This window comes from Rhodococcus sp. NPDC056743 (genome assembly GCF_042790355.1).
Taxonomy (GTDB): domain Bacteria; phylum Actinomycetota; class Actinomycetes; order Mycobacteriales; family Mycobacteriaceae; genus Rhodococcus_F.
On sequence record NZ_JBHTZI010000003.1, the window covers coordinates 169,892 to 196,017 of the forward strand.

General features: G+C 63.5%; 26 protein-coding genes. 22 read left to right on the forward strand and 4 right to left on the reverse strand.

Translation table 11 applies throughout. The features are described 5' to 3' along the window. Positions 1–418: 418 nt before the first annotated feature. From ACFRFQ_RS08225 to ACFRFQ_RS08235, 3 genes are all read right to left on the reverse strand, one after another. A complete protein-coding gene (locus ACFRFQ_RS08225; RefSeq protein WP_378655505.1) occupies positions 419–820 on the reverse strand; it encodes a hypothetical protein in 402 nt (133 codons plus the stop codon). 352 nt (positions 821–1,172) lie between these two features. After that, on the reverse strand, positions 1,173–1,559 hold the full coding sequence (locus ACFRFQ_RS08230; RefSeq protein WP_378655507.1) for a hypothetical protein: 387 nt from the start codon (positions 1,557–1,559) through the stop codon (positions 1,173–1,175). Beyond that, complete coding sequence (locus ACFRFQ_RS08235) at positions 1,559–2,200, reverse strand: nucleotidyltransferase domain-containing protein (protein ID WP_378655509.1); 642 nt, start codon at positions 2,198–2,200, stop codon at positions 1,559–1,561. The genes ACFRFQ_RS08230 and ACFRFQ_RS08235 overlap by 1 nt, the downstream gene beginning before the upstream one ends. 289 nt (positions 2,201–2,489) lie before the next feature. Here ACFRFQ_RS08235 and ACFRFQ_RS08240 point away from each other — a divergent pair, with 289 nt between their 5' ends. From ACFRFQ_RS08240 to aroQ, 5 genes are all read left to right on the forward strand, one after another. Beyond that, on the forward strand, positions 2,490–2,945 hold the full coding sequence (locus ACFRFQ_RS08240; RefSeq protein WP_378655512.1) for a hypothetical protein: 456 nt from the start codon (positions 2,490–2,492) through the stop codon (positions 2,943–2,945). Positions 2,946–3,116: 171 nt separating this feature from the next. Continuing rightward, on the forward strand, positions 3,117–4,304 hold the full coding sequence (gene aroC / locus ACFRFQ_RS08245; RefSeq protein ID WP_378655515.1) for a chorismate synthase: 1,188 nt from the start codon (positions 3,117–3,119) through the stop codon (positions 4,302–4,304). Positions 4,305–4,332: 28 nt separating this feature from the next. Then, positions 4,333–4,842, forward strand: a complete 510-nt coding sequence (locus ACFRFQ_RS08250; RefSeq protein WP_378655518.1) for a shikimate kinase — start codon at positions 4,333–4,335, stop codon at positions 4,840–4,842. A 25-nt stretch (positions 4,843–4,867) separates the two neighbouring features. Next, positions 4,868–5,977: a 3-dehydroquinate synthase gene (aroB, locus tag ACFRFQ_RS08255; RefSeq protein WP_138868465.1), complete on the forward strand. Its 1,110-nt coding sequence runs from the start codon at positions 4,868–4,870 to the stop codon at positions 5,975–5,977. Continuing rightward, positions 5,974–6,402: a type II 3-dehydroquinate dehydratase gene (gene aroQ / locus ACFRFQ_RS08260; protein ID WP_378655520.1), complete on the forward strand. Its 429-nt coding sequence runs from the start codon at positions 5,974–5,976 to the stop codon at positions 6,400–6,402. The genes aroB and aroQ overlap by 4 nt, the downstream gene beginning before the upstream one ends. Before the next feature lie 84 nt (positions 6,403–6,486). On the opposite strand, the gene ACFRFQ_RS08265 is transcribed toward aroQ, so the two are convergent. Next, positions 6,487–7,095, reverse strand: coding sequence for a B-4DMT family transporter (locus ACFRFQ_RS08265; RefSeq protein ID WP_378655522.1), 609 nt, complete (start codon positions 7,093–7,095; stop codon positions 6,487–6,489). A 111-nt stretch (positions 7,096–7,206) separates the two neighbouring features. Between ACFRFQ_RS08265 and ACFRFQ_RS08270 the strand changes: the two genes are divergently transcribed. The 17 genes from ACFRFQ_RS08270 (at position 7,207) to ACFRFQ_RS08350 (ending at position 26,105) form a co-directional block, all read left to right on the forward strand. After that, positions 7,207–8,301 (forward strand): M24 family metallopeptidase, encoded by a 1,095-nt coding sequence (locus ACFRFQ_RS08270; RefSeq protein WP_378655525.1) that lies wholly within the window; start codon positions 7,207–7,209, stop codon positions 8,299–8,301. Positions 8,302–8,335: 34 nt separating this feature from the next. Next, entirely contained in the window at positions 8,336–8,899 is a 564-nt protein-coding gene (gene efp, locus ACFRFQ_RS08275) for an elongation factor P (protein ID WP_033232162.1), read from the forward strand. A gap of 1 nt (position 8,900) precedes the next feature. Further along, positions 8,901–9,398: a transcription antitermination factor NusB gene (gene nusB / locus ACFRFQ_RS08280; RefSeq protein ID WP_378655528.1), complete on the forward strand. Its 498-nt coding sequence runs from the start codon at positions 8,901–8,903 to the stop codon at positions 9,396–9,398. Between the two features lie 182 nt (positions 9,399–9,580). Then, complete coding sequence (pyrR, locus tag ACFRFQ_RS08285; protein ID WP_033232160.1) at positions 9,581–10,207, forward strand: bifunctional pyr operon transcriptional regulator/uracil phosphoribosyltransferase PyrR; 627 nt, start codon at positions 9,581–9,583, stop codon at positions 10,205–10,207. Then, the gene (locus ACFRFQ_RS08290) at positions 10,204–11,148 is read left to right on the forward strand and encodes an aspartate carbamoyltransferase catalytic subunit (protein ID WP_378655531.1); all 945 of its coding nucleotides are present in this window, start codon (positions 10,204–10,206) and stop codon (positions 11,146–11,148) included. Before pyrR ends, ACFRFQ_RS08290 begins: the two co-directional genes overlap by 4 nt. Further along, complete coding sequence (locus ACFRFQ_RS08295) at positions 11,145–12,482, forward strand: dihydroorotase (protein WP_378655534.1); 1,338 nt, start codon at positions 11,145–11,147, stop codon at positions 12,480–12,482. The genes ACFRFQ_RS08290 and ACFRFQ_RS08295 overlap by 4 nt, the downstream gene beginning before the upstream one ends. Before the next feature lie 11 nt (positions 12,483–12,493). Next, positions 12,494–13,045 (forward strand): transporter, encoded by a 552-nt coding sequence (locus ACFRFQ_RS08300; RefSeq protein WP_378656293.1) that lies wholly within the window; start codon positions 12,494–12,496, stop codon positions 13,043–13,045. After that, the gene (carA, locus tag ACFRFQ_RS08305; RefSeq protein WP_378655536.1) at positions 13,042–14,217 is read left to right on the forward strand and encodes a glutamine-hydrolyzing carbamoyl-phosphate synthase small subunit; all 1,176 of its coding nucleotides are present in this window, start codon (positions 13,042–13,044) and stop codon (positions 14,215–14,217) included. Before ACFRFQ_RS08300 ends, carA begins: the two co-directional genes overlap by 4 nt. Beyond that, entirely contained in the window at positions 14,217–17,573 is a 3,357-nt protein-coding gene (gene carB / locus ACFRFQ_RS08310; RefSeq protein WP_138868473.1) for a carbamoyl-phosphate synthase large subunit, read from the forward strand. The genes carA and carB overlap by 1 nt, the downstream gene beginning before the upstream one ends. Continuing rightward, entirely contained in the window at positions 17,570–18,391 is an 822-nt protein-coding gene (pyrF, locus tag ACFRFQ_RS08315) for an orotidine-5'-phosphate decarboxylase (RefSeq protein WP_378655539.1), read from the forward strand. Before carB ends, pyrF begins: the two co-directional genes overlap by 4 nt. A gap of 3 nt (positions 18,392–18,394) precedes the next feature. After that, a complete protein-coding gene (locus ACFRFQ_RS08320) occupies positions 18,395–19,657 on the forward strand; it encodes a glycosyltransferase 87 family protein (RefSeq protein WP_378655542.1) in 1,263 nt (420 codons plus the stop codon). A gap of 370 nt (positions 19,658–20,027) precedes the next feature. Beyond that, positions 20,028–20,348, forward strand: a complete 321-nt coding sequence (gene mihF, locus ACFRFQ_RS08325; RefSeq protein ID WP_033232153.1) for an integration host factor, actinobacterial type — start codon at positions 20,028–20,030, stop codon at positions 20,346–20,348. A gap of 60 nt (positions 20,349–20,408) precedes the next feature. Continuing rightward, positions 20,409–21,005 carry a guanylate kinase gene (gmk, locus tag ACFRFQ_RS08330; protein ID WP_092808094.1) on the forward strand — a complete coding sequence of 199 codons (597 nt, stop codon included), beginning with the start codon at positions 20,409–20,411 and terminating at the stop codon, positions 21,003–21,005. Between the two features lie 73 nt (positions 21,006–21,078). Continuing rightward, entirely contained in the window at positions 21,079–21,378 is a 300-nt protein-coding gene (gene rpoZ / locus ACFRFQ_RS08335; protein WP_138868476.1) for a DNA-directed RNA polymerase subunit omega, read from the forward strand. Beyond that, entirely contained in the window at positions 21,375–22,670 is a 1,296-nt protein-coding gene (coaBC, locus tag ACFRFQ_RS08340) for a bifunctional phosphopantothenoylcysteine decarboxylase/phosphopantothenate--cysteine ligase CoaBC (protein ID WP_378655547.1), read from the forward strand. Before rpoZ ends, coaBC begins: the two co-directional genes overlap by 4 nt. Positions 22,671–22,846: 176 nt before the next feature. After that, positions 22,847–24,061 carry a methionine adenosyltransferase gene (metK, locus tag ACFRFQ_RS08345; protein WP_138868478.1) on the forward strand — a complete coding sequence of 405 codons (1,215 nt, stop codon included), beginning with the start codon at positions 22,847–22,849 and terminating at the stop codon, positions 24,059–24,061. Between the two features lie 25 nt (positions 24,062–24,086). Beyond that, positions 24,087–26,105 (forward strand): primosomal protein N', encoded by a 2,019-nt coding sequence (locus tag ACFRFQ_RS08350; protein ID WP_378655551.1) that lies wholly within the window; start codon positions 24,087–24,089, stop codon positions 26,103–26,105. Positions 26,106–26,126 lie beyond the last annotated feature (21 nt).

Here is a 26,126-nt window from a genome sequence, read left to right on the forward strand (position 1 = left end):
AGTCGGTATCGGTCGAATGCGTCCCCTGATGCAATTCCGCTCAGTTTGGCACGAAGCCGTACGGAGCGTTGAGCGCTCCGCTCCAATACCAGCATGTCGGCGACTGTACGACCTTCGACCAGAACAGGGCGATGGTGTGCGCGGTCGGTGTCAGAGTCGGATCGACGTAGCAGTGCCGTTGATTGAGTGCAGGGCAAGTATCTCGGCAAAGGTTGTTCCTCGGTTGCCTAGAGCTGTGCAGGTTCAGCAGACGAATCGCGGTGGTGGTCAGCTAGGTTCGTCAATTTTGAGTTGCTCTTCGATTCCGTGGCGTCAGCGAGTTGACCATTTCCAATCAGATGCAACACGGTAGCTTTGCGCGACTTCCACTACTACCTCGCCGCGCGCCAACCAGGTCGGCGACTCTGAACCCAGACGGTCACTCGCCACGTCGTTCGAACATGCACACACCCCAACGCCCGTCTTCGGCCACTAGTGAAATCTGTGTTCGACTAGGAGTGGCGGGAGCACCTTCGAATTGGACCGTGACCTCAACTGGTACTCGCGCCGAATCGCCCTCCACGATCGGCTCGTCGACGGCAGTCAGAATCGTCTTCGACGGAGGAACCGTTGCGCTCTGACTGTGCGCGGCGGAACATGAGGTCGAGTTGAGGCCTGCGACGTCGCCGGCGTTGTAGGCGTCGAAATACAGACGGACGGTGTCGGCGATATCACCGGGGTCTGCTGGCTCTGACGACGTGGGCTGGTCACTGTCGTTGGTGCATCCCAAAAGCCCACCGAGTAAGACAATCGCTACCGCTGTGAGCACGAGCTTCCGCATCGCCGTACCGTACCGCCCATAGGCGCTTCCCACGTCAACTGGAACGACAACGACAGCTCTTGGATATAGAAAAGGGCTGTACCGGTACCGGGAGCGGCAAGCCTTACATTCACACTGAGTGGGAATTATCCAACCAGCCGGCGGGTGCAGGTGTACTCGGTTTATGCGTGTTGCCGATCATCGCAGTCGCCGGCTACTTCGTCGCCCAAGAGTTCGCCTACATGGCCGTGTACAGGTCCCGTCTCAGCGCTCGCAGAATCCGGGGATTCGTGAGCCCGAGTGGTCGATGCTGGTTGATCGTCGGTCGCGCAGGTTGGGTTCGGCTAGGTGGTTAAGCCGGGAAGTCGGCGGACTACCCTCGAGCGGCCACTGCCTGCTTGGCTGCCTCGACCAGGTGTTCGGCTGCGCGGTTCATTTTCTTCAATTCCGCAGAGGTCAGGTCCTGGTGTGTGTAGGCGGCCTTGTTCTTCAAGTTCAGCAGTGTGTTCAGGTGCCGTTCGGATCCACCGTCCGCGCGTTTGAGTAGGGCAATGGCCTCGCTGTGGTTGCCGCTGTTCGAGTGCACGCCGAGGCGCAGGCAGCAGAGTACGTCCGAGGCGGCGATACCTGCGTCGACGTACAAGTCCCCGGCGGCGTTGGGCATCTCCTCTCCGAGATGGTCAGCGGCGTCGAAGAACTCGTTCGCTTTGGACATGCGCCCCGCGGTAACAACGGAGTCGCAGTCGCGTTGTCCCGCCATCAGGACCTCTTCGCGGCGGGGCGCAGTTGTGCGTTGAACCAGCTCCGTGTTCCCGCTACGGTCAGGCCTTGCTTCGCCACGTCACGGAGCAGGGGTTCGCCGGCGGCGGCCGCGGCGCGGAACTCGTCTTCGGCGTACTCGACGACGCGGCCGTCGTTGCCGGTCCACGCGGTGACCAGTCGGGCGAGTTCGGTTACCCGTTCCTCCCATGCATCGTCCTCGTCGTGGCCGGCGTCGGCGGCGCGCACCAGGAACAGGTCGATGTCGCTGTCAAGTTTCATGCGCCCGGTTGCTGCCGATCCGAACACTGCGGCGTACCGGAGCGTCTTGCGCCACCCGTCCAGGTGCTCTTCGAGGCGCTTGAGGAAGGTGGAGTTCAGCTGTGACAGCGCGATAATGGGCTCGGCCGCGAGATGCTCGGTGTTGAGGCGGTAGGTGTTGGTCCTGCCTACCTGGTCGTGCAGCACGACACCCTGCGCGACGAGGCGGGTGAGGACTTTGCGGATGCCTTCGCCGGACCTCATGGTGAGGATGCGCTGGATTTGGCTGACCGTGAACGTGACCTCCGCGCTCGCCAAGACGGCAAGTACGTCGCCGTCCAGGGTCGGCGTTACCGCGGCGAATGGTCTGTTCAGTTGCATGGCAGGCACCCCCTCGGTTCCAACTAAAGTTTGACTATAGCAACTATAGTTGGAGTAGCGCGCGAAGAAGTTCGGACACGCGAACATCAGGGCTTGTCCCCGTTCACCCAAGGACGTATCCGGTCTGCGGATCGGCCCTCGGACCCATCCCGCAGACGACATGGCGAGAGCACCTCGGGTGCAGGAACATAGCCCCACTGGGTGCCACCGAAAGTTGTGTGGTGCTTGTCCGTCGCTCACTGGCTCCGGCGACAGGCCGGTGGCAGCATCGCCCCGGTATCCTCATTCCATGAGCGGGCCGTACGTGAGTAGGCCACTGGCACTGCCCTTTCCGCCAGTCGTCGAGCACATGAGCGAACTGGCTGACGCAGCCTCGTTCTCCGTGCAGACGAACACCGGCAAGCCTTTGAGCTTCGCGCCGGACTCGGTGGCTGACATCGACGTCTTCCTCGGCGAGATCGCCGCCGAAGTCGGGGGCAGCGACGAGCTGGCGGAATTGGTCTTCAAGTTGGGTGTCTATGTCGGTGAGCTCTTGGTCCGTCACACGGGAGGGGTATGGGCGGACCCGCCCGCGGAGATGGGTGGCTGGCCAGTCGTGAAGCTGCTTTCGGGTTACTACGCGAATCCGATCGACAAGGCATTCAAGCGCGTGGACAACGGTCCTGAGGACAGCATTGTGTCGTTTTGGGCGGCCGTAGTTCCGACATCGTCGGGTAACCCCCGTCGGTGGTTCCGGCCACGTTGAATACCGGATCCCGCTGCCCGATCGAGGGTTGTGATTGCCGTGCGCCACGCTCCCGTGCTCTTGCGGAAACCGGAGAAACGGATTCTCCTTCCGATGTGACGTTGCGCAATCGGACAGAGGTCGAAGGACCACTGTCACAACCACTGTCCGCGACGTGGAAAGATAGTCGTCGTGCTGCGTTGGATAACTGCTGGAGAATCCCATGGTCCCGCCCTCGTTGCGATGCTCGAGGGCATGGTCGCGGGGGTCGAAGTGACCTCTGAGGCCATCTCGTCCGAACTTGCCCGTCGTCGACTCGGCTATGGCCGTGGCGCGCGGATGAAGTTCGAGGCCGACAAGGTCACCATCATCGGTGGTGTCCGCCACGGCTTTACGCTCGGTGGCCCCGTTGCCATCGAAATCGGCAATACCGAGTGGCCGAAGTGGGAAACCATCATGTCCGCCGATCCGGTCGATCCGGATCTGCTCGCCGATCAGGCCCGCAATGCACCGTTGACGCGCCCGCGTCCCGGCCACGCCGATTACAGCGGCATGCTCAAGTACGGCTTCAACGACGCCCGCCCCATCCTGGAGCGCGCGAGCGCGCGTGAGACCGCAGCCCGTGTTGCTGCCGGAACTGTCGCTCGCTCCTTCCTCCGTCAGGTGTTCGGCGTCGAGGTTGTCTCGCACGTCATTTCCATCGGTGCTTCCGAGCCCTATGTCGGTCCGGTGCCCGAGGGCAAGGATCTGGACGCGATCGACGCGAGCCCGGTCCGCGCGTTCGACAAGGCTGCCGAAGAGTCGATGATCGCCGAAATCGAAGCAGCCAAGAAGGACGGCGACACCCTTGGCGGCATCGTCGAGGTTGTCATTCACGGCCTGCCTGTCGGCATCGGAACGTTCGTCAGTGGCGCAGAGCGTCTCGACGCTCGACTCGCCGCAGCCCTGATGGGAATCCAGGCCATCAAGGGTGTCGAGGTCGGTGACGGTTTCGAGACCGCGCGTCGCCGAGGCAGCGAAGCTCACGACGAGATCCGCCCCGGCCCGGACGGCATCGTCCGCTCCACCAATCGCGCAGGCGGCATCGAAGGCGGCATGACCAACGGCGAGGCACTGCGAGTTCGTGCCGCGATGAAGCCGATCTCGACGGTGCCGCGCGCATTGGCGACGGTCGACATGGAAAGCGGTGAAGAGGCAGTTGCCATCCATCAGCGCAGTGACGTCTGCGCGGTTCCGGCTGCCGGCGTCGTTGCGGAATCCATGGTTGCGCTTGTTGTCGCTCAAGCCGCACTCGAAAAGTTCGGTGGTGATTCCATTGCCGAGACCACAGCAAACTACCGGCGCTACGCCGACGGTATCGCAGCCCGGCCGCCTCGCTGAGAGCGTCCACACGGAGGTTCCTGCCACGATGAAACCGAAAGCTGTACTCATCGGGCCGCCCGGCGCCGGCAAGTCGACCATCGGGCGTCGTATCGCGCAAGCGTTGGAACTCGACCTGGTCGATACCGATGCCGAGATCGAAAAGACGACCGGACGGACGATTCCCGAGATCTTCACGCACGACGGTGAGCCACGTTTTCGTGAGATCGAAGAAGACGTCGTCCGGGAAGCGTTGGCCAGCACCGACGGCATTGTCTCGCTCGGCGGGGGTGCGATCCTGTCGGAACGCACCCGCGCTTTGCTCGACGGCCACACGGTGATCTATCTCGAGATCAGCGTTGCCGAAGGGCTGCGCCGGACGGGTGCCAACAATCACCGTCCGCTGCTGGCGGGCGGGGATCCCAAGGTGAAGTATCAGGAATTGATGCGACGCCGTCGGCCGTTGTACCGGCGCGCCGCCACCATCCGGATTCGTACCGACGGTCGGAGTCCGTCGCGCGTCGTCGCGCAGTTGGTGTCCAAACTTGAAGACAAATGATCAACCGGAGCGGAGTAGTGGAGCAGTGACCGAACCCGTAGTTGTAGAGGTGAAGACCGCAAGTCCTTACCCGGTTGTGATCGGGCGCGGTCTGCTCGGCGACATCGTTGCCGAGTTGGAAGGCACCCGGACCGTCGCGATTTTCCATCAGCCACCACTCGCGGAAACGGCTGAGGCTGTTCGTGCTGCTTTGGCGGAGAAGGGAATCGACGCGCATCGCATCGAGATCCCGGACGCCGAGGACGGCAAGGATCTGGCTGTGGCCGGTTTCTGCTGGGATGTGCTGGGCCGTATCGGTCTGACCCGCAGCGACGCGATCATGAGCCTGGGCGGCGGCGCCGCGACAGACCTCACCGGTTTTGTCGCAGCGACGTGGATGCGCGGCGTGAAGGTAGTGCACGTTCCGACCACGCTGCTTGCAATGGTCGACGCAGCTGTGGGCGGCAAGACGGGTATCAACACCGAAGCCGGCAAGAACCTGGTCGGTGCGTTCCACGAACCTGGCGCAGTGTTCATCGATCTCGCGACGCTCGAAACGGTGCCGCACAACGAGATCGTCGCCGGTTTGGCGGAGGTCATCAAGACCGGCTTCATTTCCGACCCCGTCATCCTGGACCTGATCGAAGCAGACCCGAAGGCCGCGCTGGATCCGTCGGGAACTGTTCTGCCCGAACTGATTCGACGTTCCGTCGAGGTCAAGGCCAAGGTTGTCGCAGCGGATCTTCGCGAGTCTGATCTGCGCGAAATCCTCAACTACGGACACACGCTGGCACACGCGATCGAGCGTCGTGAGCAGTACAAGTGGCGTCACGGCGCCGCGGTGTCGGTCGGTCTGGTGTTCGCCGCCGAACTGGGCCGCCTGGCCGGCCGTCTCGACGACGCTACGGCCGATCGCCACAAATCGATCCTCGAATTGGTGGGGCTCCCAACCGCGTACGACGACGATGCCTTTTCGCAGTTGCTCGCCGGAATGCAGACCGACAAGAAGAACCGTGCCGGACTGCTGCGGTTCGTTGTTCTCGACGGCCTTGCCAAGCCCGGCCGGCTCGAAGGCCCGGATCCGTCGCTGCTGGTTGCGGCGTACTCGGCTATCGCCCGCCCGCCGAGGTCGTCCGGCGGAACGGTTCGCCTGTGAAAATCAACGTCGTCAACGGACCGAACCTCGGACGTCTCGGCAAGCGCCAGCCGGAGGTGTACGGCGCGACCACACACGACGATTTGGTGGAATTGTGTGTCGCGGCCGGCAAGGAGTTGGGCGTCGAGGTGGTTGTTCGACAGAGCGATCACGAAGGCGATCTGCTCGGGTGGATTCACGATGCGGCGGATGCCGGCGAACCGGTGATTCTCAACGCTGGTGGATTGACCCATACGTCTGTGGTGTTGCGTGACGCGTGCGCGGAACTCACCGCCGGTCTGGTCGAGGTCCACATCTCGAATGTCCATGCGCGCGAGGAGTTTCGGCACAATTCGCTCCTCAGTCCCATTGCGGCCGGCGTGATCGTCGGACTGGGTGTTGCCGGATACCCATTGGCGATCAGGTTCCTCGCCGAACGCGGCTGACGTACGTAAGTACGAAATGCAGTCACACGAACTGAGGGCTCCGAGAATGATTTCCTCGGAGCCCTCAGTGGTCATTGGTGGACGTTACTGTTCGCGCTTCCCCAGATCGATGGCGGGAAAGACGGTGGTGTCGGCGTCGGATTCCTCGACCGTCATGGCAGCGCCGCTGTACGCGTGCTGGGTTGTGGGGGAGTCGTAGCCCTCACTGACGGGAACCGGTTCGTGGTGGCGCTCGTGCGACGGAGTTTGCGGCGCCGTGCCGTGCTTGCGCTGCTCACGACTGGTGAGGAATCGGCCGACGGTGACGGCGACCATTGCGGGAACGAAAATGAGCAGAATTGTGAATGCCGCACCGGCGGTGATCTCGAAGAACAGGCCCTGTTGGGTCAGTTCGAGAGCCGGCACGAGGCTGAGGAGCCAGCTGGCTGCGCCGGCGACAAAGCCGCCGACAACTGCGGCTTTGAGCCACAGCATGAGGAGATCTGCACCGTCGTCGGGTTCGGGGAACTGGCGACGATCGCGGATGCCGTCGATTCCGCCCCATATCGCGGCAAGTGCGATGACGATGAACAGGGAAAGCCATCGCAGGGTGGAGCCCTGGAGTGGCCACTGCGCGATTGCCATACCGAGCAATGCGCGAAACACAACATGTATCAGGGCCATGCCGAGGCCACGTACTAACCACGCGTTCATACCTACAGCCTAACTAGAACAGATTCCACTTGTGGCCTAACCCACAATTATTGATGTAACCGCGTGTTTCGGGTTGGGGAGGAGAGCGGGGGGAGCGGGTAGGTTCGAGTCATGTCAGTTGATCATCGGTCCCGCCGCGATGCCCTCCGTGCGCTTCTGGTCGAGCGCGAACTCGACGCGATTCTCGTCACAGACCTATTGAACATCCGCTACCTGACCGGGTTCACCGGTTCGAACGCCGCATTGGTGGTGAGCGCTCGAGATGGTGAAGGCGACGAAGACGCGACGGTCATCTGCACGGACGGTCGTTACGTCACTCAAGTCGGCGAGCAGGTGCCGGACTTGCGGGCCGAAATCGATCGTTCGAGCGCTGCGCATTTGATCGGTACCTATTCGGGCGACGTGCTCGCTTTCGAGGCGCACGTCGCGACATTTGCCGAGCACCGATCCTGGAGGGTGGCTGCGCCGTCCGTCCGGTTCGAACCGGTGAGCGGGCTCGTCGAAAAACTCCGCATGGTCAAGGATGAACACGAGATCGGATTGCTGCGCTCGGCGTGTACAGCGGCCGATGATGCGTTGGCGCAGTTGATTACTCGCGGGGGACTGCGACCGGGCCGCACCGAACGCGAGGTGGGCCGCGAATTGGAAAACCTCATGTTCGAGAACGGTGCCGACGGGATCTCCTTCGAGACGATCGTCGCTGCCGGAGCGAACTCGGCGATTCCGCATCACCGACCTACCGGCGCGGTATTGGCATCCGGTGACTTCGTGAAACTGGACTTCGGCGCCCAGGTCGGCGGGTACCACTCCGATATGACTCGCACCTACGTGCTCGAGACTGTTTCCGATTGGCAACGGGACGTCTACGACCTGGTTGCCAAGTCCCAAGCAGCCGGCAGCGTGGCCCTGGTTTCCGGTGCGGAATGCGCTGCCGTCGACGCTGCAGCACGCTCGGTGATCGACGACGCAGGGTACGGCGAATTGTTCCTGCACGGCCTCGGGCACGGCGTGGGGCTGGAAATCCACGAAGCTCCCGGAATCGGGAAGCTCGGCACCGGTACACTTCTTTCCGGCGCGGCGGTGACCGTCGAGCCGGGCGTGTACTTCTCCGGGCGCGGAGGCGTACGGATCGAGGACACGCTCGTTGTTCGTGAGCAGGGGCCAGAGCTGCTCACACTGACCGCAAAAGACCTTACCGTCGTCTGAGACGGTTTCCCGACCCCTAGGAGACGCGAAGCAAGTGGCTTCCACCAGTGATTTCAAGAACGGTCTGGTTCTGCAGATCGAAGGCCAGCTGTGGACGATTATCGAGTTCCAGCATGTCAAGCCCGGCAAGGGTCCTGCCTTCGTGCGTACCAAGCTCAAGAACGTGCTCTCGGGCAAGGTAGTGGACAAGACGTTCAACGCCGGTGTGAAGGTCGAGACCGCCACGGTCGACCGCCGCGACATGACCTACCTGTACCACGACGGTAGCGACTACATCTTCATGGACGGCGACACCTACGACCAGATTCCGATCAGCGAAACCGTCGTCGGCGAGCAGTCACGCTTCCTCCTCGAGAACATGGCCGTTCAGGTTGCAACCCACGAGGACGTTCCGCTTTTCGTCGAGCTCCCGGTCACGGTCGAGCTCGTCGTTCAGCACACCGATCCGGGTCTGCAGGGCGACCGCTCCACCGGCGGCACCAAGCCTGCCACCCTCGAGACCGGCGCCGAGATCAACGTGCCGCTGTTCATCAACACCGGTGACAAGCTCAAGGTCGATTCGCGTGACGGTAACTACCTCGGGCGTGTGAATTCCTAAAGTGTCCGGCACTCATAAGAAACTCGGTGCGCGCCACAAGGCGCGCAAGCGTGCTGTCGACTTCCTTTTCGAAGCTGAGGCACGTGACCTCGACCCGGTTGCTCTGACGTCGGAGCGTTCCGATCTGTCGGTCAAGGACGACGCGGTTGCGCCAGTAGCTCAGTACACGGTCACTTTGGTGTCCGGAGTTGCGGAGAACCTCGACCGGATCGATCAGGTCATCTCCTCGCACCTGCAGGACTGGACGCTCGAGCGTCTGCCCGCAGTCGACCGCGCGATTCTGCGTATTGCCGTGTGGGAGCTCTTCCATGCGACGGACGTGCCGCCGGTTGTTGCCGTGGACGAGGCCGTCGAATTGGCAAAGCAGTTGTCGACGGATGATTCACCCGGATTCGTCAACGGAATTCTCGGCCAGGTTGTGCTTGTAGCGCCGCAGGTTCGTTCGGCCGCCGCAGCGACATCGCAGCGGGCGCAGGAAACAGATTCGGGTACCGAGTAGCTCTACAGTTCCGCGTATTTCAGTACTACCGCCCGCCGTTCGAGCTTAGGTTGTGTGTCTGCACACAACCCGTCATCATGACGGCTCGCGCGGCGGGTTTCAGGTCTGTCGGCTGATAGGGTGGGGAACCGTCAGACATCCTTTAACGATCCGTCCAGTGAGGCGGAGAAGGAGGTCGCTGTATGAGCGTGCCCGAAGGGTCTCGCCCATCCGATCTTGCAGGTCCAGATACAACGCAGGCCAGTGACGCCGAGACCCGTGAATTGCTGTCCGCCCAGGATGTGGGCCGGACCGTCGCCCGAATCGCGCACGAGATCATCGAGAAGACGGCACTCGACGGACCGGAAGGTACTGCGCCCCGCGTCGTCCTGATCGGTATCCCGACCAGGGGCACCACCATCGCGACACGTCTTCGCGACAAGATCGAAGAATTCTCCGGTGTGCGTACTCCCATCGGATCTCTCGACATCACGCTCTACCGTGACGATCTCCGCACCAAGCCGCACCGTCCCCTCGAACGGACATCTGTTCCCGAAGGTGGCGTCGACAACGCGTTGGTCGTGCTCGTCGACGATGTCTTGTTCTCCGGACGTACCGTCCGCTCTGCCTTGGACGCCCTTCGCGATCTGGGCCGCCCGCGTGCGGTGCAGCTTGCGGTACTGGTCGACCGTGGTCACCGCGAACTCCCACTGCGTGCCGACTACGTCGGTAAGAACGTCCCCACCGCGAGGTCCGAGGACGTCAAGGTCCTCTTGCAGGAACACGACGGCCGGGACGCTGTGGTCATTTCCGGAGGTAAGAGCGCGTGAAGCACCTTCTCTCCATCGCAGACCTCAACCGAGAGTCCGCGATCGAACTTCTCGACGAGGCCGAACGCTTCGAGCAGGCACTCCTGGGCCGTGAAGTACACAAACTTCCGACTCTGCGTGGCCGCACAGTCATGACGGTGTTCTTCGAGAACTCCACCCGCACGCGGGTGTCCTTCGAGGTGGCCGGCAAGTGGATGAGCGCCGATGTCATCAATGTCAGTGCGTCCAGCTCTTCGGTGTCGAAGGGTGAATCGCTACGCGATACGGCGATGACACTGCGTGCTGCGGGCGCCGACGCTCTGATCGTTCGTCACCCCGCGTCTGGTGCGGCTCATCAGATCGCCCAGTGGACCGGTAGTGCGTCGGACGGTGGCCCCGCGGTCATCAACGCCGGCGACGGCACTCACGAACATCCGACCCAGGCGTTGCTCGACGCTCTGACCTTGCGTCAGCGTCTCGGCGACATCGAGGGCAAGCGGATCGCCATTGTCGGCGACATTCTGCACAGTCGTGTCGCGCGCTCCAACGCGTTGCTCCTGTCGATGCTCGGCGCCGAGGTTGTCCTCGTTGCCCCGCCGACGCTGCTGCCGGTCGGCGCACACACCTGGCCGGTCACCGTCTCGCATTCGCTCGACGCGGAACTGCCCGGACTCGACGCGGTCCTGATGCTGCGGGTCCAGGCTGAACGCATGAACGGCGGATTCTTCCCGTCACAGCGCGAGTACTCGATCAATTACGGCCTGTCCGAGAAGCGTCTCGCAATGCTGGCCGATCACGCGGTGGTCCTGCACCCCGGCCCGATGCTACGCGGCATGGAAATTGCTTCCGCCGTCGCAGATTCCCCCAAAGCTGCTGTGCTGCAGCAGGTTACCAATGGTGTGCACATGCGCATGGCTGTCTTGTTCCGGCTTCTGGTCGGTTCGGAGGACGGTGCGCTGTGACAAGCAATCAGAACGGAGAATCACCCGTGAGTGTCCTGCTCCGCGGCGTACTGATCTACGGAGAAGGGGAAGCCGTCGACGTCCGTGTCGGCGACGGAGTCATTCTCGAGATCGGCGTGAATCTGGATCCGGCCACTGCATCCGAGGTGATCGACGGCAGCGGTCAGATCCTGCTTCCCGGATTTGTCGACCTGCACACGCATCTCCGTGAGCCCGGTCGTGAAGACACGGAGACCATCGAAACGGGCTCTGCTGCAGCTGCTCTGGGTGGGTACACTGCAGTGTTCGCGATGGCGAACACCAGTCCGGTTGCCGATTCCGTGGTCATCACCGACCATGTGTGGCGACGCGGCCAGGAAGTCGGCCTCGTCGACGTCCATCCCGTCGGCGCTGTCACTGTCGGCCTCGAAGGCAAGCAGCTCGCCGAGATGGCAACCATGGCCGCCGGTGTCGGCCAGGTCAAGATGTTCTCCGACGACGGCCATTGCGTCGACAACCCGCTGATCATGCGTCGCGCGCTCGAGTACTCCAGCTCACTGGGCGTTCTCATCGCGCAGCACGCCGAGGAGCCGCGCTTGACCGTCGGCGCAGTTGCGCACGAGGGACCCACAGCAGCTCGCCTCGGGTTGGCGGGGTGGCCGCGCGCAGCGGAGGAGTCCATCGTTGCTCGCGACGCGCTGCTCGCCCGTGACGCCGGCGCCAGGGTCCACATCTGCCACGCCTCCACAGCGGGAACCGTCGAGCTCGTCAAGTGGGCCCGCGGACAGGGTATTTCGATCACCGCCGAGGTCACTCCGCACCACCTGCTGCTCGACGATTCGCGTCTCGAGACGTACGACGCCATCAACAAGGTCAACCCGCCGCTTCGTGAGGCCAGCGACGTAGCTGCCCTGCGCAAGGGGCTGGCCGAGGGCATCATCGACTGCGTGGCCACCGATCACGCTCCGCACGCCGAGCAGGACAAGTGCTGTGAGTTCGCCGCAGCTCGCCCCGGCATGCTGGGCCTCGAAACGGCGCTCTCGATCATCGTGCAAACCATGGTCCAGCCAGGCTTGCTCGACTGGCGTGGCGTTGCGCGCGTCATGAGTGAGCGTCCCGCAGCGATTGTCGGCCTCGACGATCAGGGCCGTCCCATCGAGGTAGGGGAGCCGGCCAACCTCACATTGGTCGATCCCGCCGCAGAGTGGACCGTGCACGGCAAGTCGCTGGCGAGTGTCGCGAATAACACTCCGTATGAGTCGATGACATTGCCTGCTCGGGTCACGACCACACTGTTACGTGGCCGCGTTACTGCACACGACGGATCGCCGCGGCTGCTGAGCAGCAAGGAGTAGGCGTCATGGAGATGGAAAGAGTTCTGTGGATTGTCGGTCTGGTGGTCTTCTGGGCCGCGATGATCGGCCTGATGTTCATCGGCTGGCGTGGCCGCGCCCGACGACAGAAAGACAAGATCGGTGAGCTGCCCACCGTACCGGCAACATTGGGTGAATTGCTGGTCATGCCCACCACCGGCCTGTACGTCGGCAGCACCATCGCGCCCAGCTGGCAGGACCGCATTGCAGTCGGTGATCTCGGATTCCGGGCGACCTGCGAGATCAGCCGTTACTCCAACGGAATCTTGTTGGAGCGCACCGGTGCGTCGGCCATCTGGATTCCGGAGAAGTCGATCCGCGCGATCCGCACCGAGAACGGCCTCGCAGGCAAGGTGATGAGCAAGGATGGCGTCCTGGTCATCCGCTGGGAGTTGCCGAGCGGAACCGAGATCGACACGGGTGTGCGCGGCGACGACAAAATGGTGTACCCGGACTGGGTCAAGCCGGTTACTGCTTCGAACAAGACGAACAACAATGAAGACGCAAGCTCTGGCGACATCGAGCAGAACGGAAAGAACGCATGAGCGGCTTTGACAGCAGCCCCGCAGTATTGGTCCTCGAAGACGGACGGGTGTTCCGCGGAACCACCTTCGGTGCAGTTGGACAGACGCTGGGCGAAGCGGTGTTCAGCACCGGTATGACCGGCTACCAGGAAACGCTCACCGACCCCAGCTACCACCGCCAGATCGTGGTCTCCACCGCACCGCAGATCGGTAACACCGGCTGGAACGACGAGGACGACGAGTCTGTCGGACCGACCGGCGACAGCGCGGGAGCGAAGATCTGGGTTGCCGGATACGTTGTCCGCGATCCTTCTCGGGTTACCTCGAGCTGGCGCGCGACGGGTTCGCTGCAGGCCAAGCTCGAAGAGCAGGGAATTGTCGGCATCGCCGGGATCGACACTCGCGCCCTGGTTCGCCACCTGCGCACCCGCGGCTCGATGAAGGCCGGCATCTTCTCCGGTGAGGCAATCGCCGCCGACGACGAACTGGTCCGACGGGTTCAGGATCAGCCCACCATGCTCGGCGCCGATCTTGCCGGCGAGGTCAGCACCACCAGCGGCTACGTCGTCGAGCCCAAGGGCGGCGAAGCGCTGTACACCGTTGCCGCCATCGACCTCGGTATCAAGACCAATACCCCGCGAATGTTCGCCGAGCGCGGCATCCGCGTGCACGTCTTGCCGTCCAACGCGAGCCTCGAGCAGATCCTCGACCTGAAGGCCGACGGAGTGTTCCTCTCCAACGGCCCCGGTGACCCGGCCACCGCCGACGGCGCCGTCCACCTCACCAAAGAGGTCATCGGGCAGGGCTTGCCGCTCTTCGGCATCTGCTTCGGTAACCAGATCCTGGGCCGCGCCCTCGGCCTGAGCACGTACAAGATGAAGTTCGGCCACCGCGGCATCAACATCCCGGTGATCGAGCACCAGACGGGTCGCATCGCGATCACGGCTCAGAACCACGGCTTCGCGCTCGAAGGTGAAGCCGGCCAGGAATTCGACACCCCGTTCGGTCGCGCCGTGGTCAGCCACACCTGCGCCAACGACGGAGCCGTCGAAGGTGTTCGCCTGCTGGACGACTCCGCCTTCTCGGTGCAGTACCACCCCGAGGCAGCAGCCGGCCCGCACGACGCCGCGTACCTCTTCGACCGCTTCACCAGCCTGCTCTCCGCACGGAAAGAAACCGGAGTCAAGAACTAATGCCACGCCGTACAGATCTCAAGCACATCCTGGTAATCGGCTCCGGTCCGATCGTCATCGGTCAGGCCTGCGAGTTCGACTACTCGGGCACTCAGGCCTGCCGCGTCCTCCAGGAGGAGGGCCTACGCGTCAGCCTGGTCAACTCCAACCCGGCGACCATCATGACGGACCCCGAGTTCGCCGATGCCACGTACGTCGAGCCGATCACGGCTGAGTTCCTCGAGAAGGTCATCGCCAAGGAAGCGTTGCAGGGCAACAAGATCGACGCCGTCCTCGCGACGCTCGGCGGTCAGACCGCTCTCAACGCCGCAGTGGCGCTGCACGAGCAGGGCATCCTCGAGAAGTACGACGTCGAGCTTATCGGCGCCGACTTCGACGCCATTCAGCGCGGCGAGGATCGCCAGAAGTTCAAGGACATCGTTGCCAAGGTCGGCGGCGAATCCGCGAAGTCGGCTGTCTGCTACACGATGGACGAAGTACACGCCACGGTTGCCGAGCTCGGTTACCCGGTTGTCGTGCGCCCGTCCTTCACCATGGGTGGTCTCGGTTCCGGCATGGCGTACAACGTCGACGATCTCAACCGGATCGCCGGTGGCGGTCTGGCTGCGTCGCCGACCGCCAACGTCCTGATCGAGGAATCCATCCTCGGCTGGAAGGAATACGAACTCGAACTCATGCGAGACAGTCGCGACAACGTCGTGATCGTCTGCTCCATCGAGAACGTCGACCCGGTCGGTGTCCACACCGGCGACAGCGTCACGGTCGCTCCGGCGATGACGCTGACCGACCGCGAGTACCAGGCGATGCGTGACCTCTCCATCGACATCCTGCGTGAGGTGGGCGTCGACACCGGCGGCTGCAACATCCAGTTCGCGATGGACCCGGCCGACGGCCGTCTGGTTGTCATCGAGATGAACCCGCGCGTGTCCCGCTCGTCGGCACTGGCATCGAAGGCGACCGGGTACCCGATCGCGAAGATGGCCGCCAAGCTGGCCATCGGTTACACGCTCGACGAGATCGTCAACGACATCACCAAGGAAACCCCGGCGTGCTTCGAGCCGACGCTCGACTACGTCGTGGTCAAGGCTCCTCGCTTCGCGTTCGAGAAGTTCCCCGGCGCCGACGGAACGCTGACCACCACGATGAAGTCGGTGGGCGAGGCCATGAGCATCGGCCGCAACTTCACCGAGGCGTTCGGCAAGGTCATGCGCTCTCTCGAGACCAAGCGTGCCGGTTACTGGACGGGCCCAGAGGTCGAGGCCGAGAGCCTCGAAGCTCTGCTTGCCGATATCAGCGTTCCGCAGGACGGCCGCATGTACGGCATCGAGAAGGCGTTTGCCCTCGGCGCAACTGTCGAGCAGCTTTTCGACGCCACCAAGATCGACCCGTGGTTCCTCGACCAGTTCCAGCAGATCCACGAACTCGGCGAAAAGCTGCGCGTTGCAGAGACTTTCGACGAGGTTGCGCTGCGTCAGGCCAAGTACCACGGCCTCTCGGACCGTCAGATCGCAGCTCTGCGCCCCGAACTCGGTGGTGACACGCACGCAGGTGAGGACGCAGTTCGCGCTCTGCGTGATCAGCTGGGCGTGCGCCCCGTCTACAAGACCGTCGACACCTGCGCCGCAGAGTTCGAAGCCAAGACGCCGTACCACTACTCGACGTACGAACTCGACCCCAACGCTGAGTCGGAAGTGGCTCCGCAGACCGAGCGGCCCAAGGTCCTGATCCTCGGATCGGGCCCCAACCGCATCGGTCAGGGCATCGAGTTCGACTACTCGTGTGTCCACGCTGCGCAGACACTGTCCGAGGCCGGCTACGAGACCGTCATGGTCAACTGCAACCCCGAGACCGTCTCCACCGACTACGACACCGCTGATCGCCTGTACTTCGAGCCGCTCACCTTCGAGGACGTGTTCGAGGTCTACCGCGCGGAGGCGCAGTCGGGCACCGTTGCCGGCGTCATCGTCCAGCTCGGTGGCCAGACCCCGCTCGGATTGGCGAAGCGTCTCGAAGCTGCAGGCGTTCCCATCGTCGGAACCAGCCCGGCAGCTATCGACCTCGCCGAGGACCGCGGCGAATTCGGCCGAGTGCTGACCGAAGCCGGTCTGCCCGCACCGAAGTTCGGCACCGCCACCACGTTCGACGGCGCCCGCGACATTGCCGCCGGTATCGGCTACCCGGTCCTGGTCCGTCCGTCGTATGTCCTCGGCGGACGCGGCATGGAGATCGTGTACGACGAGGCTTCACTCGCCAACTACATCTCCCGCGCCACGGAAATCTCCGACGACCGCCCCGTGCTGGTCGACCGCTTCCTCGAAGATGCGGTCGAGATCGACGTCGACGCTCTGTGCGACGGCACCGAGGTGTACCTCGCCGGCGTCATGGAGCACATCGAAGAAGCCGGCATTCACTCCGGTGACTCCGCCTGTGCGCTGCCGCCCATCACCCTGGGCCGCGCAGACCTCGAGAACGTTCGCCGCTCCACCGAGGCTCTGGCCAAGGGAATCGGCGTCAAGGGCCTGCTCAACGTGCAGTACGCACTCAAGGACGACATTCTCTACGTCCTCGAAGCGAACCCGCGTGCCAGCCGCACCGTTCCGTTCGTCTCCAAGGCGACGGCTGTGCAGTTGGCCAAGGCGTGTGCTCGCGTCATGCTCGGTGAGTCCATCGCCGAACTGCGGGTCAGCGGCATCCTGCCTGCCGAGGGCGACGGGGGCAACACCCCGGCCGGCGCACCGATTGCCGTCAAGGAAGCAGTGCTGCCGTTCAACCGTTTCCGCCGCGCCGACGGAACCGGCGTCGACACCCTGCTGAGCCCGGAAATGAAGTCCACCGGTGAGGTCATGGGCATCGACTTCGACTTCGGTACCGCTTTTGCGAAGTCGCAGACCGCTGCCTACGGATCGCTGCCCACCGAAGGTGCCGTGTTCGTCTCGGTCGCCAACAAGGACAAGCGTTCGCTGATCTTCCCGGTCAAGCGTCTCGCAGACCTGGGCTTCACGATCCTTGCGACCGATGGAACCGCAGAAGTTCTGCGCCGCAACGGAATCCAGTGCACCAACGTGTACAAGCAGTCCGGTGAAGAAGTTCCTGAGGGAGCTGTGACCATCGTCGACCAGATCCGCAGCGGTGAGGTCGCCATGATCATCAACACCCCGTACGGCAACTCCGGCCCGCGCGTCGACGGCTACGAGATTCGCAGTGCAGCGGTGGCGTCGAACATTCCGTGCATCACGACGGTGCAGGGCGCTTCGGCGGCCGTTCAGGGCATCGAAGCTGTTCTGCGCGGTGACATCGGCGTTCACTCCTTGCAGGAACTGCACGCCGGACTGCGCCAACCGTCCGCACAGTCGTGACCCTCAGTTGGGGTCAGCGCCTTCGGTCCGCGACTGCGGACCGGGGGCGGCTGTGTGTGGGCATCGATCCACACCCGGCGCTCCTCGATGCGTGGGGCTTGCCGCGCTCCGCCGACGGCTTGGCGACGTTCGCGGCCATCTGTGTCGAAGCGTTCACCGGTGAAGTTGCGCTCGTGAAGCCGCAGGTCGCGTTTTTCGAGGCGTACGGCAGCGCGGGATTTGCCGTCCTCGAACACACGATTGCGGCTCTTCGCGACGGGGGAACCCTCGTCGTGGCCGACGCCAAACGCGGTGACATCGGTTCCACGATGGATGCGTATGCGCAGGCGTGGCTCGGTGAATCTCCGCTGACCTCGGATTCAGTGACGGTGTCGCCGTATCTCGGGTTCGGCGCATTGGCTCCGGCCCTGGACCTTGCCCGCGAGAATGCGCGTGGAATCTTCGTCCTCGCGCGCACGTCCAATCCCGAGGGTGGTGGATTGCAGCAGTCCGCTGCCGGTGGTGTGTCGGTGGCACAGTCGATCGTCGACGACGCCGTTGCCGCCAATGCAGACGGCCGCGACACCGTCGGACTCGTCGTGGGCGCTACTCGCGATCACGGTTTGGACCTGACCGACTTCAACGGGCCGATCCTCGCTCCGGGGCTTGGCGCCCAGGGTGCGACGGCCGCAGATCTGGCCGAGATCTTTGCCGGTTCGACGGAGTTGCTCCTGCCGAATTCGTCGCGCGGTGTTCTCAAACACGGACCGTCGGTATCGGCGCTCCGCGAGGCTGCCAGGCGTGATCGGGACGAGATCGAAGCAGCGTTGGCGAACTGATCCGTGAGCGATCACGACGTGTCCAGCGCTGTCGGATCGCGGTGGTACCGTCCTGCGGTGAACGGATTGGGCGGAGTGTTGGCGCGTCGACGGTGGCGCGTCGGGGTGCTTGTCGTGGTGTGCGGATTGTTGGCCACCGCGTTTCAGGCCTTGACCGGTGTGCACGGCGACGACCTCGCGGTGTACCGCACTGCGGGGCAGGCCGTCCTGGACGGCACCAACCTGTACGACGGCACGTTCAATGCCAGATTGCCGTTCACGTATCCGCCGTTTGCCGCTGTCGTTGCCGTCCCGGTTGCGATCGGCACGTGGGGTTTCATGCAGTGGACGTGGAGTTTTGTCAGCCTTCTGATGCTGGCCGCGATCATCGCACTGAGCTATCGGGGAGTGCCACTCACGCGTAAGCGGCCGCTGTCGGTGTACGTGGGATTTTTGATTCTGTGGACGATTGCGTCGCCCATCTCGGATCATCTCGGGTACGGGCAGGTTGGACTGTTTCTGACATTTCTGTGCCTGATCGACGTCCTCGCGCGGCCGAAGTGGCTGCCCGAGGGCGTCTTGGTCGGCATAGCCGGAGCCGTCAAGCTCGTGCCTATCGTTTACCTCGGCTACTACGTCATCACCGGAAAGTGGAAGGCGTTTGCCGGGGGCGTCGCGGGTTTTGCCGGTGCCACTGCCGTCGGTTTTGCGATCCTGCCGCGCGCGAGCATCGACTACTTCGCCGACATCGCGTCGCTGTCGGGGCGCGTTGCGGTGGGAGATCCGGCCGTATTCGGAAACCAGTCGCTCCGCGGAATGCTGTTGCGGGTGCTTCCCGACGGCATGGTGGGGCCTGTGTGGCTGGCTGCGTGTGTTGTGCTGGCGGCGCTGGGGATTCTTGCGACTCGGCGTGCGCAGCGCTTACGTGGGGGTCTGGCGGCGTTTACCGTGGTCGCGCTGCTTGCCGCTGTGGTGACGCCGATCGCCTGGACCCATCACTTCGTGTGGCTGGTGCCGGCCGTGGGCGTGCTCTTGACGCCGCCGCGGGGGAGGAGCAGCATTCCCGCGTGGTCGTGGGCTGCCGTTGCGGTCACTGCTGCAGTGGTGCTGTTCCGGCTGCCGCGGGTGGGAGCGGACCTCGACGTCCCCGTTGTCGGCTTCATCTTGGAGAACTCTTTACTCTGGGCTTCGTGTGCCGTCCTGGTGGCGTTGGTCGTGCCGGGTTCTGCCCGAATTGCCGATGCCGACGCGAGCGCCGGCGATCCGAAATCTTCACTTTCGGCGTGAGATTCGGTCGCGACACGCGCAAACGCGTCGAATTGCGTCGAAAAATTTGACTGTGGCGCCGGGCACGTCCGGAGTCGGTGCGGCCGAGGCCTGGGGCAACCCGGGGTCATATCGGGTCTATTTTTCGAAAAGTCTTGTGCTACAATTGATTTCGCAATCGTATTAACGTTCATGTCGTTTTGTTTCGGTCGAGATCGCGATGTCGTGGACATCGATTTCGAGATACGTTTCAGGGCGCATAACCCACCGTGATCTGCACCGGACCGCGGGGGGTGGGTTAGCAATTCGCGCCAGGCGTGAGTACGGTCGCTATCGCTGCTGGTTATCCAGTGGAATAGACAAAATTTGCACACGACGAGACGGAGGAACCGTGGCCCTTCCCCAGTTGACTGATGAGCAGCGCGCTGCTGCTTTGGAGAAGGCAGCTGCTGCCCGCAAGGCCAGGGCTGAGCTCAAGGAGCGCCTGAAGCGTGGCGGCACCGACCTTAAAGAGGTCCTCAAGGACGCCGAAGACAACGAAATCTTGGGCAAGATGAAGGTTTCTGCACTGCTCGAGGCTTTGCCGAAGGTGGGCAAGGTCAAGGCTCAGGAGATCATGACCGAGCTGGAGATCGCTCCGACGCGTCGCATCCGCGGCCTCGGTGATCGTCAGCGTCGGGCTCTGCTCACCAAGTTCGACTTCGAGGTCTGAGTCGAACCGTGAGAAAAACTGGCGCAACAGTAGTGATGAGCGCTGCGAAAACAGTTTCTTATGAGTGCTGAGGCTGTGTCAGAGAGCAAGACTGCAGTGCGGAGGGGTCGGCTGGTTGTACTGGCCGGCCCCTCGGCTGTCGGTAAGTCGAGTGTGGTCCGCGAACTGAGGACCCGGTTGCCCGAGTTGATGTTCAGCGTGTCGGCAACGACCCGCGATCCTCGCCCGGGTGAGGTGGACGGCAAGGACTACCGGTTCACCACTCGCGACGAGTTCCAGCGGATGATCGACTCCGGTGAGCTCCTCGAATGGGCCGACATTCACGGCGGACTGCAGCGATCGGGCACCCCAGCGGCGCCGATCGAAGAAGCTCTCGAAGCAGGACGACCCGTACTGGTCGAGGTCGATCTGGCCGGAGCCCGTGCGGTACGCAAGGCAAAACCCGAAGCTCTCCTGGTATTCATGGCTCCACCGAGTTGGGACGTTCTCGTTCAGCGACTCACCGGACGAGGCACCGAATCCGACGAGGTTGTCGCACGGCGTTTGGAGACGGCGCGAGTCGAATTGGCCGCCCAGGACGAGTTCGACACGGTCATCGTGAACGAGGATGTCAGCCGTGCTTGCGATGAGTTGGTATCCTTGTTGGTTGGGAACTGATTTTCATCCATCCAGGTGCATAAAATCGATTCATGTAGGCCTTCATTCAAGATCTAATTCAGGAGACACAAGAGTGAGCAGCACTTCAGCCGCGTCCACCGCAAGCCAGGGCGCTCTGCCTGCCTACGACACTCCGCTCGGCATCACCAACCCGCCGATCGACGAGTTGCTCGAACGCACCTCCTCGAAGTACGCCCTGGTCATCTACTCGGCCAAGCGTGCTCGCCAGATCAACGATTACTACAACCAGCTCGGTGACGGCATCCTCGAGTACGTCGGCCCCCTCGTCGAACCGGGTCTGCAGGAAAAGCCGCTTTCCATCGCGCTGCGCGAAATCCACGCTGATCTGCTCGAGCACACCGAAGGCGAGTGAGCACGTCGTCTGCCGCTCCCGGATCGGTTTCGGGCACCGGGGGAGTAGCGGAAACTTCCGGTACGGCGCGTAAACGCATCGTTGTCGGTGTCGGCGGGGGTATCGCGGCGTACAAGGCGTGCGCGATCATCCGCAGCTTCACCGAGAGTGGTCATCACGTCCGCGTGATTCCCACCGAGTCGGCACTGGAATTTGTCGGCCGAGCAACCTTCGAGGCGCTCTCCGGCAATCCGGTGCATACCGGTGTCTTCGCTGACGTACCGCAGGTGCCGCATGTCCGACTCGGACAGGAAGCGGACCTCGTTGTCATCGCACCGGCCACCGCCGATCTGATGGCACGTGCCGTCATGGGCCGAGCCGACGATCTGTTGACCGCGACATTGCTGACGGCTCGTTGCCCCGTCGTCTTCGCTCCGGCAATGCACACCGAGATGTGGGAACACCCCGCGACGGTGTCCAACGTCGCGACACTGCGTTCACGCGGAGTACACGTGATCGAACCGGCATCCGGACGATTGACCGGTAAGGACACCGGCGCCGGTCGGCTACCCGAACCCGACGAGATCGTCGGCCTCGCGTCGTTGCTCCTCGAGCGCAGCGACGCTTTACCTCGGGACCTCGAAGGTCGTCGAGTTCTGGTCACAGCCGGCGGTACCCGCGAACCCCTCGATCCGGTTCGTTTCCTCGGTAACCGCAGTTCGGGCAAGCAGGGGTACGCCCTGGCTCGCTTGGCAGCGCAGCGCGGCGCCCAGGTCACGTTGATCGCCGGGTACACGGCCGATCTCGCGGATCCGGCAGCCGTCGACGTCGTCCACATCAAGACTGCCGAAGATCTTCGTTTGGCCGTCGAGAAGCATGCCCCCGGGCAGGACGGCATCATCATGGCCGCCGCCGTCGCCGATTTCCGGCCCACCACGGTGGAGGGAAGCAAGATCAAGAAGGGCGCTAACGAACCCGACTCGATCAGCCTCACTCGTAATGCGGACATTCTTGCCGGTCTCGTCGAATCGCGTCGGGCCGGCGACCTTGCCGCGGATACCGTCATCGTCGGATTTGCGGCCGAGACGGGCGACGCCCACGGCGACGTCTTGAGCTATGCCCGCTCGAAGCTCGCTCGCAAGGGCTGCGACCTTCTCGTGGTCAATGCAGTCGGTGAGGGCAAGGCGTTCGAAGTCGATCACAACGACGGTTGGCTTCTCGGTTCCGACGGATCCGAGTCGGCACTGGAACACGGTTCGAAAGCGTTGATGGCCAGCCGCGTGCTGGATGCGTTGATCACGTTATTCCCTTGACAGGGTGAGGGCCTTCTCACCCATTTCGGGTGAGCGGAAGGGTGTTGCGCCGGGCGTTCAACGGATATCGTCGGCGCAGCTACACCCTGAATAAAGCGACAAAACGGCCACTGAACGGTGGTCGCGTGATTTCAATAAGCTGTAGTCATGAACTTAAGGCGTCGAGAGGGAGATCTGTGAGCAAGTCCGGCAGTCGGCTATTCACCAGCGAGTCCGTCACCGAGGGGCACCCGGACAAGATCTGTGACGCGATCAGCGACTCCATCCTCGACGCGATCCTCGCGCAGGATCCGCGTGCCCGCGTCGCCGTCGAGACTCTTGTCACCACTGGCCAGGTTCACGTCGCCGGTGAGGTCACGACCACGGCATACGCCGACATCCCCAAGATCGTCCGCGACACTGTTCTCGAAATCGGGTACGACAGCTCCGCCAAGGGCTTCGACGGCAACTCATGCGGTGTCAATGTCGCAATCGGTGCGCAGTCCCCGGAAATCGCTCAGGGCGTTGATCATTCGCACGAAGCTCGCGTCGACGGAACACTCGACGACGAGATCGACCGTCAGGGCGCCGGCGATCAGGGCTTGATGTTCGGCTACGCCACCACCGATACACCGGAACTGATGCCGCTTCCCATCGCGATGGCTCATCGCCTGTCGCGTCGTCTGACCGAGGTTCGCAAGAGCGGCGTTCTGCCGTACCTGCGTCCGGACGGCAAGACTCAGGTCACCATCGAGTACGACGGTGACAAGCCGGTTCGCCTCGACACCGTTGTCATCTCCACGCAGCACGCCGCAGACATCGATCTCGACAACCTGCTGACCCCAGACCTTCGCGAGAAGGTGCTCAACTCGGTTCTTGCCGACGTCAATGTCGTTGATCTGGATACCTCCGATGTTCGTCTGCTCGTCAACCCGACGGGCAAGTTCGTCCTCGGTGGCCCGATGGGCGACGCTGGTCTGACCGGACGCAAGATCATCGTCGACACCTACGGCGGAATGGCTCGCCACGGCGGCGGCGCATTCTCCGGCAAGGACCCGTCAAAGGTCGACCGCAGTGCTGCATACGCAATGCGCTGGGTTGCCAAGAACGCCGTTGCGGCCGGCCTCGCCGATCGCATCGAGGTTCAGGTTGCCTACGCTATCGGCAAGGCTGCTCCGGTCGGCTTGTTCGTCGAGACGTTCGGCACCGAGAAGACCGATCCGGCTCGGATTCAGCAGGCGATCACCGAGGTGTTCGACTTGCGTCCGGGAGCGATCATCCGCGATCTCGATCTGCTGCGTCCGATCTACGCGCAGACCGCGGCGTACGGTCACTTCGGACGCACCGATATCGATCTCCCGTGGGAGAGCACGGATCGTGCGGACAAGCTGCGCAGCGCAGCAGGTCTCTGATAACTGACGTACAGACGGGGCGCGGGTGGGCGCGGAAAGAGTAGCGGCAGAGGTCGATCCGGTAGCCCGGGTACTCCCGATGCTCCCGCTCGCCCACCTCGATCGAGAGTTCGACTACCTCGTTCCCCGTGAACTCGAAGCGGATGCGCAACCCGGTGTACGGGTGCGCATCCGCTTTGCTGGTCGTCTGGTCGACGGTTTCATCGTCTCCCGCGAGGCGACAAGTGATCATCAGGGCAAATTCGGGTGGCTCGAACGTGTCATCTCCGCCGAGCGAGTCCTCACTGACGAAATAGCGCAGTTGGTCGACCGCGTTGCCGAGCGCTACGCAGGCACCCGGGCGGACGTGCTCCGGCTAGCCGTCCCGCCGCGTCACGCCAAGGTCGAGGGCGAGGCGTGGGAACCCAGCGGTGACATTGCCGCTCCCACTCTGGACGAACGAGGATGGCACCTCTATCACTACGGAGATGCGTTTGTCACCGCCGTCCGCGAACTGCGCGCTCCGCGAGCGGTGTGGCAGGCATTGCCCGGTGAAGACTGGCCGCTGCGGTTGGCCGAACTTGCGGGCTCGGTGGCGTCGGCAGGCAAGAGTGCGGTCATCGTTGTTCCGGATCAGCGTGATCTCGATCGAGTCCTTGCCGCGTGCGAGAAAGTATCCGGACCTGAAGCGGTAGTAGGGCTTTCAGCGGGACTTGGCCCGGCCATGCGCTATCGGCGGTGGCTTGCGGCGCTCCGCGGAAGTGCTCGCATCGTCGTCGGAACGCGAAGTTCCGTATTTGCTCCCACTCCGGACACCGGACTTGTTGTCGTGTGGGACGACGGCGACGACAACTTGTCCGAGCCGCGCTCGCCGTACCCGCATGCCCGCGAGTCCGCGGTGTTGCGGGCGCATGTGGCGGGGTGCGCCGTGGTGATCGGCGGGTTCTCCCGAACTGCGGAGTCTCAGGTGCTCGTCGATTCGGGGTGGGCCCATGATTTGGTTGCCGCTCGCGATGTGGTCCGGCACTGCTCGCCCAAGATCACTGCTCTGGCGGACAGTGATCATGCGTTGGCCCGCGACCCCGGCGCGCGGGCAGCGCGGTTGCCGGCGATCGCTTTTGCCGCTGCCAGGCGCGCATTGGCCGACGGCCGTGGCGTGCTGGTTCAGGTGCCGCGGCGTGGTTACGTTCCGACGCTCGCTTGCGGGAAGTGCCGGGCACCGGCGCGGTGCCGTCGCTGCAACGGGCCGTTGGCGTTGCCGTCTGCCGCCGGGCCGGACGGCGCCGGAATTCCCGAGTGCCGCTGGTGCGGCGTCGCCGATGCGGCCTACCGGTGCCATGCCTGCGGAGCCAAAGCGCTTCGTGCCGTCGTGGTCGGGGCCGGCCGAACAGCCGAGGAACTCGGTCGCGCGTTCCCCGGGGTGAAGGTCGTGCTGTCCGGTGGCGGCGATGTGGTCAAGGAAGTTGCCCAAGGCCCCGCGCTGGTGGTCTCGACCGTCGGCGCAGAACCGGTGATGACCGGGGGCTACGGTGCTGCGTTGTTACTCGACGGGTGGGCATTGCTCGGTCGCGCCGACCTTCGCGCCGAAGAGGAGACGCTGCGACGCTGGATGTCGGCTGCCGCCTTGGTGATTCCACTCTCTGACGGCGGCGAGGTCGTTGTCGTCGCGGATTCGGGAATCCCGACGGTCCAGGCCTTGGTGCGATGGGATCCGGTCGGTCACGCCCGCAGTCAGTTCGACGAACGCGACGAGGTCGGCTTTCCGCCTGCGGTGCATCTGGCGGCAATCGACGGTGGTAGCGCCGCGATTGCCGAATTGGTGGCCTCCGCTGATCTACCTGCCAGTGCAGTTCTTCTCGGGCCCGTGGAATTGCCTGCGGGGGAGAGGCTTCCGTATTCGGGCGAGGACGAGGCAGGTGTAGCTCCCGAGCGGCTGCTGATTCGGGTGCCGCGCAAGGACGGCCGGGCACTGGCTGACTCTCTGGCTCATGCTCGCGCGGCTCGGAGCGCCCGCAAATCTTCGGGTCCGGTGCGTATTCAGATCGACCCGCGCAGAATCGGCTGAGGATTTCTTGGTGACCTGGAG

Coding starts and splice junctions, on each gene's coding strand:
- carA (WP_378655536.1), top strand. CDS start 13,042: ATGAGCGGCTTTGACAGCAGCCCCGCAGTATTGGTCCTCGAAGACGGA.
- ACFRFQ_RS08300 (WP_378656293.1), top strand. CDS start 12,494: ATGGAAAGAGTTCTGTGGATTGTCGGTCTGGTGGTCTTCTGGGCCGCG.
- ACFRFQ_RS08225 (WP_378655505.1), bottom strand. CDS start 820: ATGCGGAAGCTCGTGCTCACAGCGGTAGCGATTGTCTTACTCGGTGGG.
- ACFRFQ_RS08230 (WP_378655507.1), bottom strand. CDS start 1,559: ATGGCGGGACAACGCGACTGCGACTCCGTTGTTACCGCGGGGCGCATG.
- pyrR (WP_033232160.1), top strand. CDS start 9,581: ATGAGCGTGCCCGAAGGGTCTCGCCCATCCGATCTTGCAGGTCCAGAT.
- ACFRFQ_RS08240 (WP_378655512.1), top strand. CDS start 2,490: ATGAGCGGGCCGTACGTGAGTAGGCCACTGGCACTGCCCTTTCCGCCA.
- ACFRFQ_RS08265 (WP_378655522.1), bottom strand. CDS start 7,095: ATGAACGCGTGGTTAGTACGTGGCCTCGGCATGGCCCTGATACATGTT.
- carB (WP_138868473.1), top strand. CDS start 14,217: ATGCCACGCCGTACAGATCTCAAGCACATCCTGGTAATCGGCTCCGGT.
- ACFRFQ_RS08235 (WP_378655509.1), bottom strand. CDS start 2,200: ATGCAACTGAACAGACCATTCGCCGCGGTAACGCCGACCCTGGACGGC.
- ACFRFQ_RS08250 (WP_378655518.1), top strand. CDS start 4,333: ATGAAACCGAAAGCTGTACTCATCGGGCCGCCCGGCGCCGGCAAGTCG.
- gmk (WP_092808094.1), top strand. CDS start 20,409: ATGAGTGCTGAGGCTGTGTCAGAGAGCAAGACTGCAGTGCGGAGGGGT.
- ACFRFQ_RS08270 (WP_378655525.1), top strand. CDS start 7,207: ATGTCAGTTGATCATCGGTCCCGCCGCGATGCCCTCCGTGCGCTTCTG.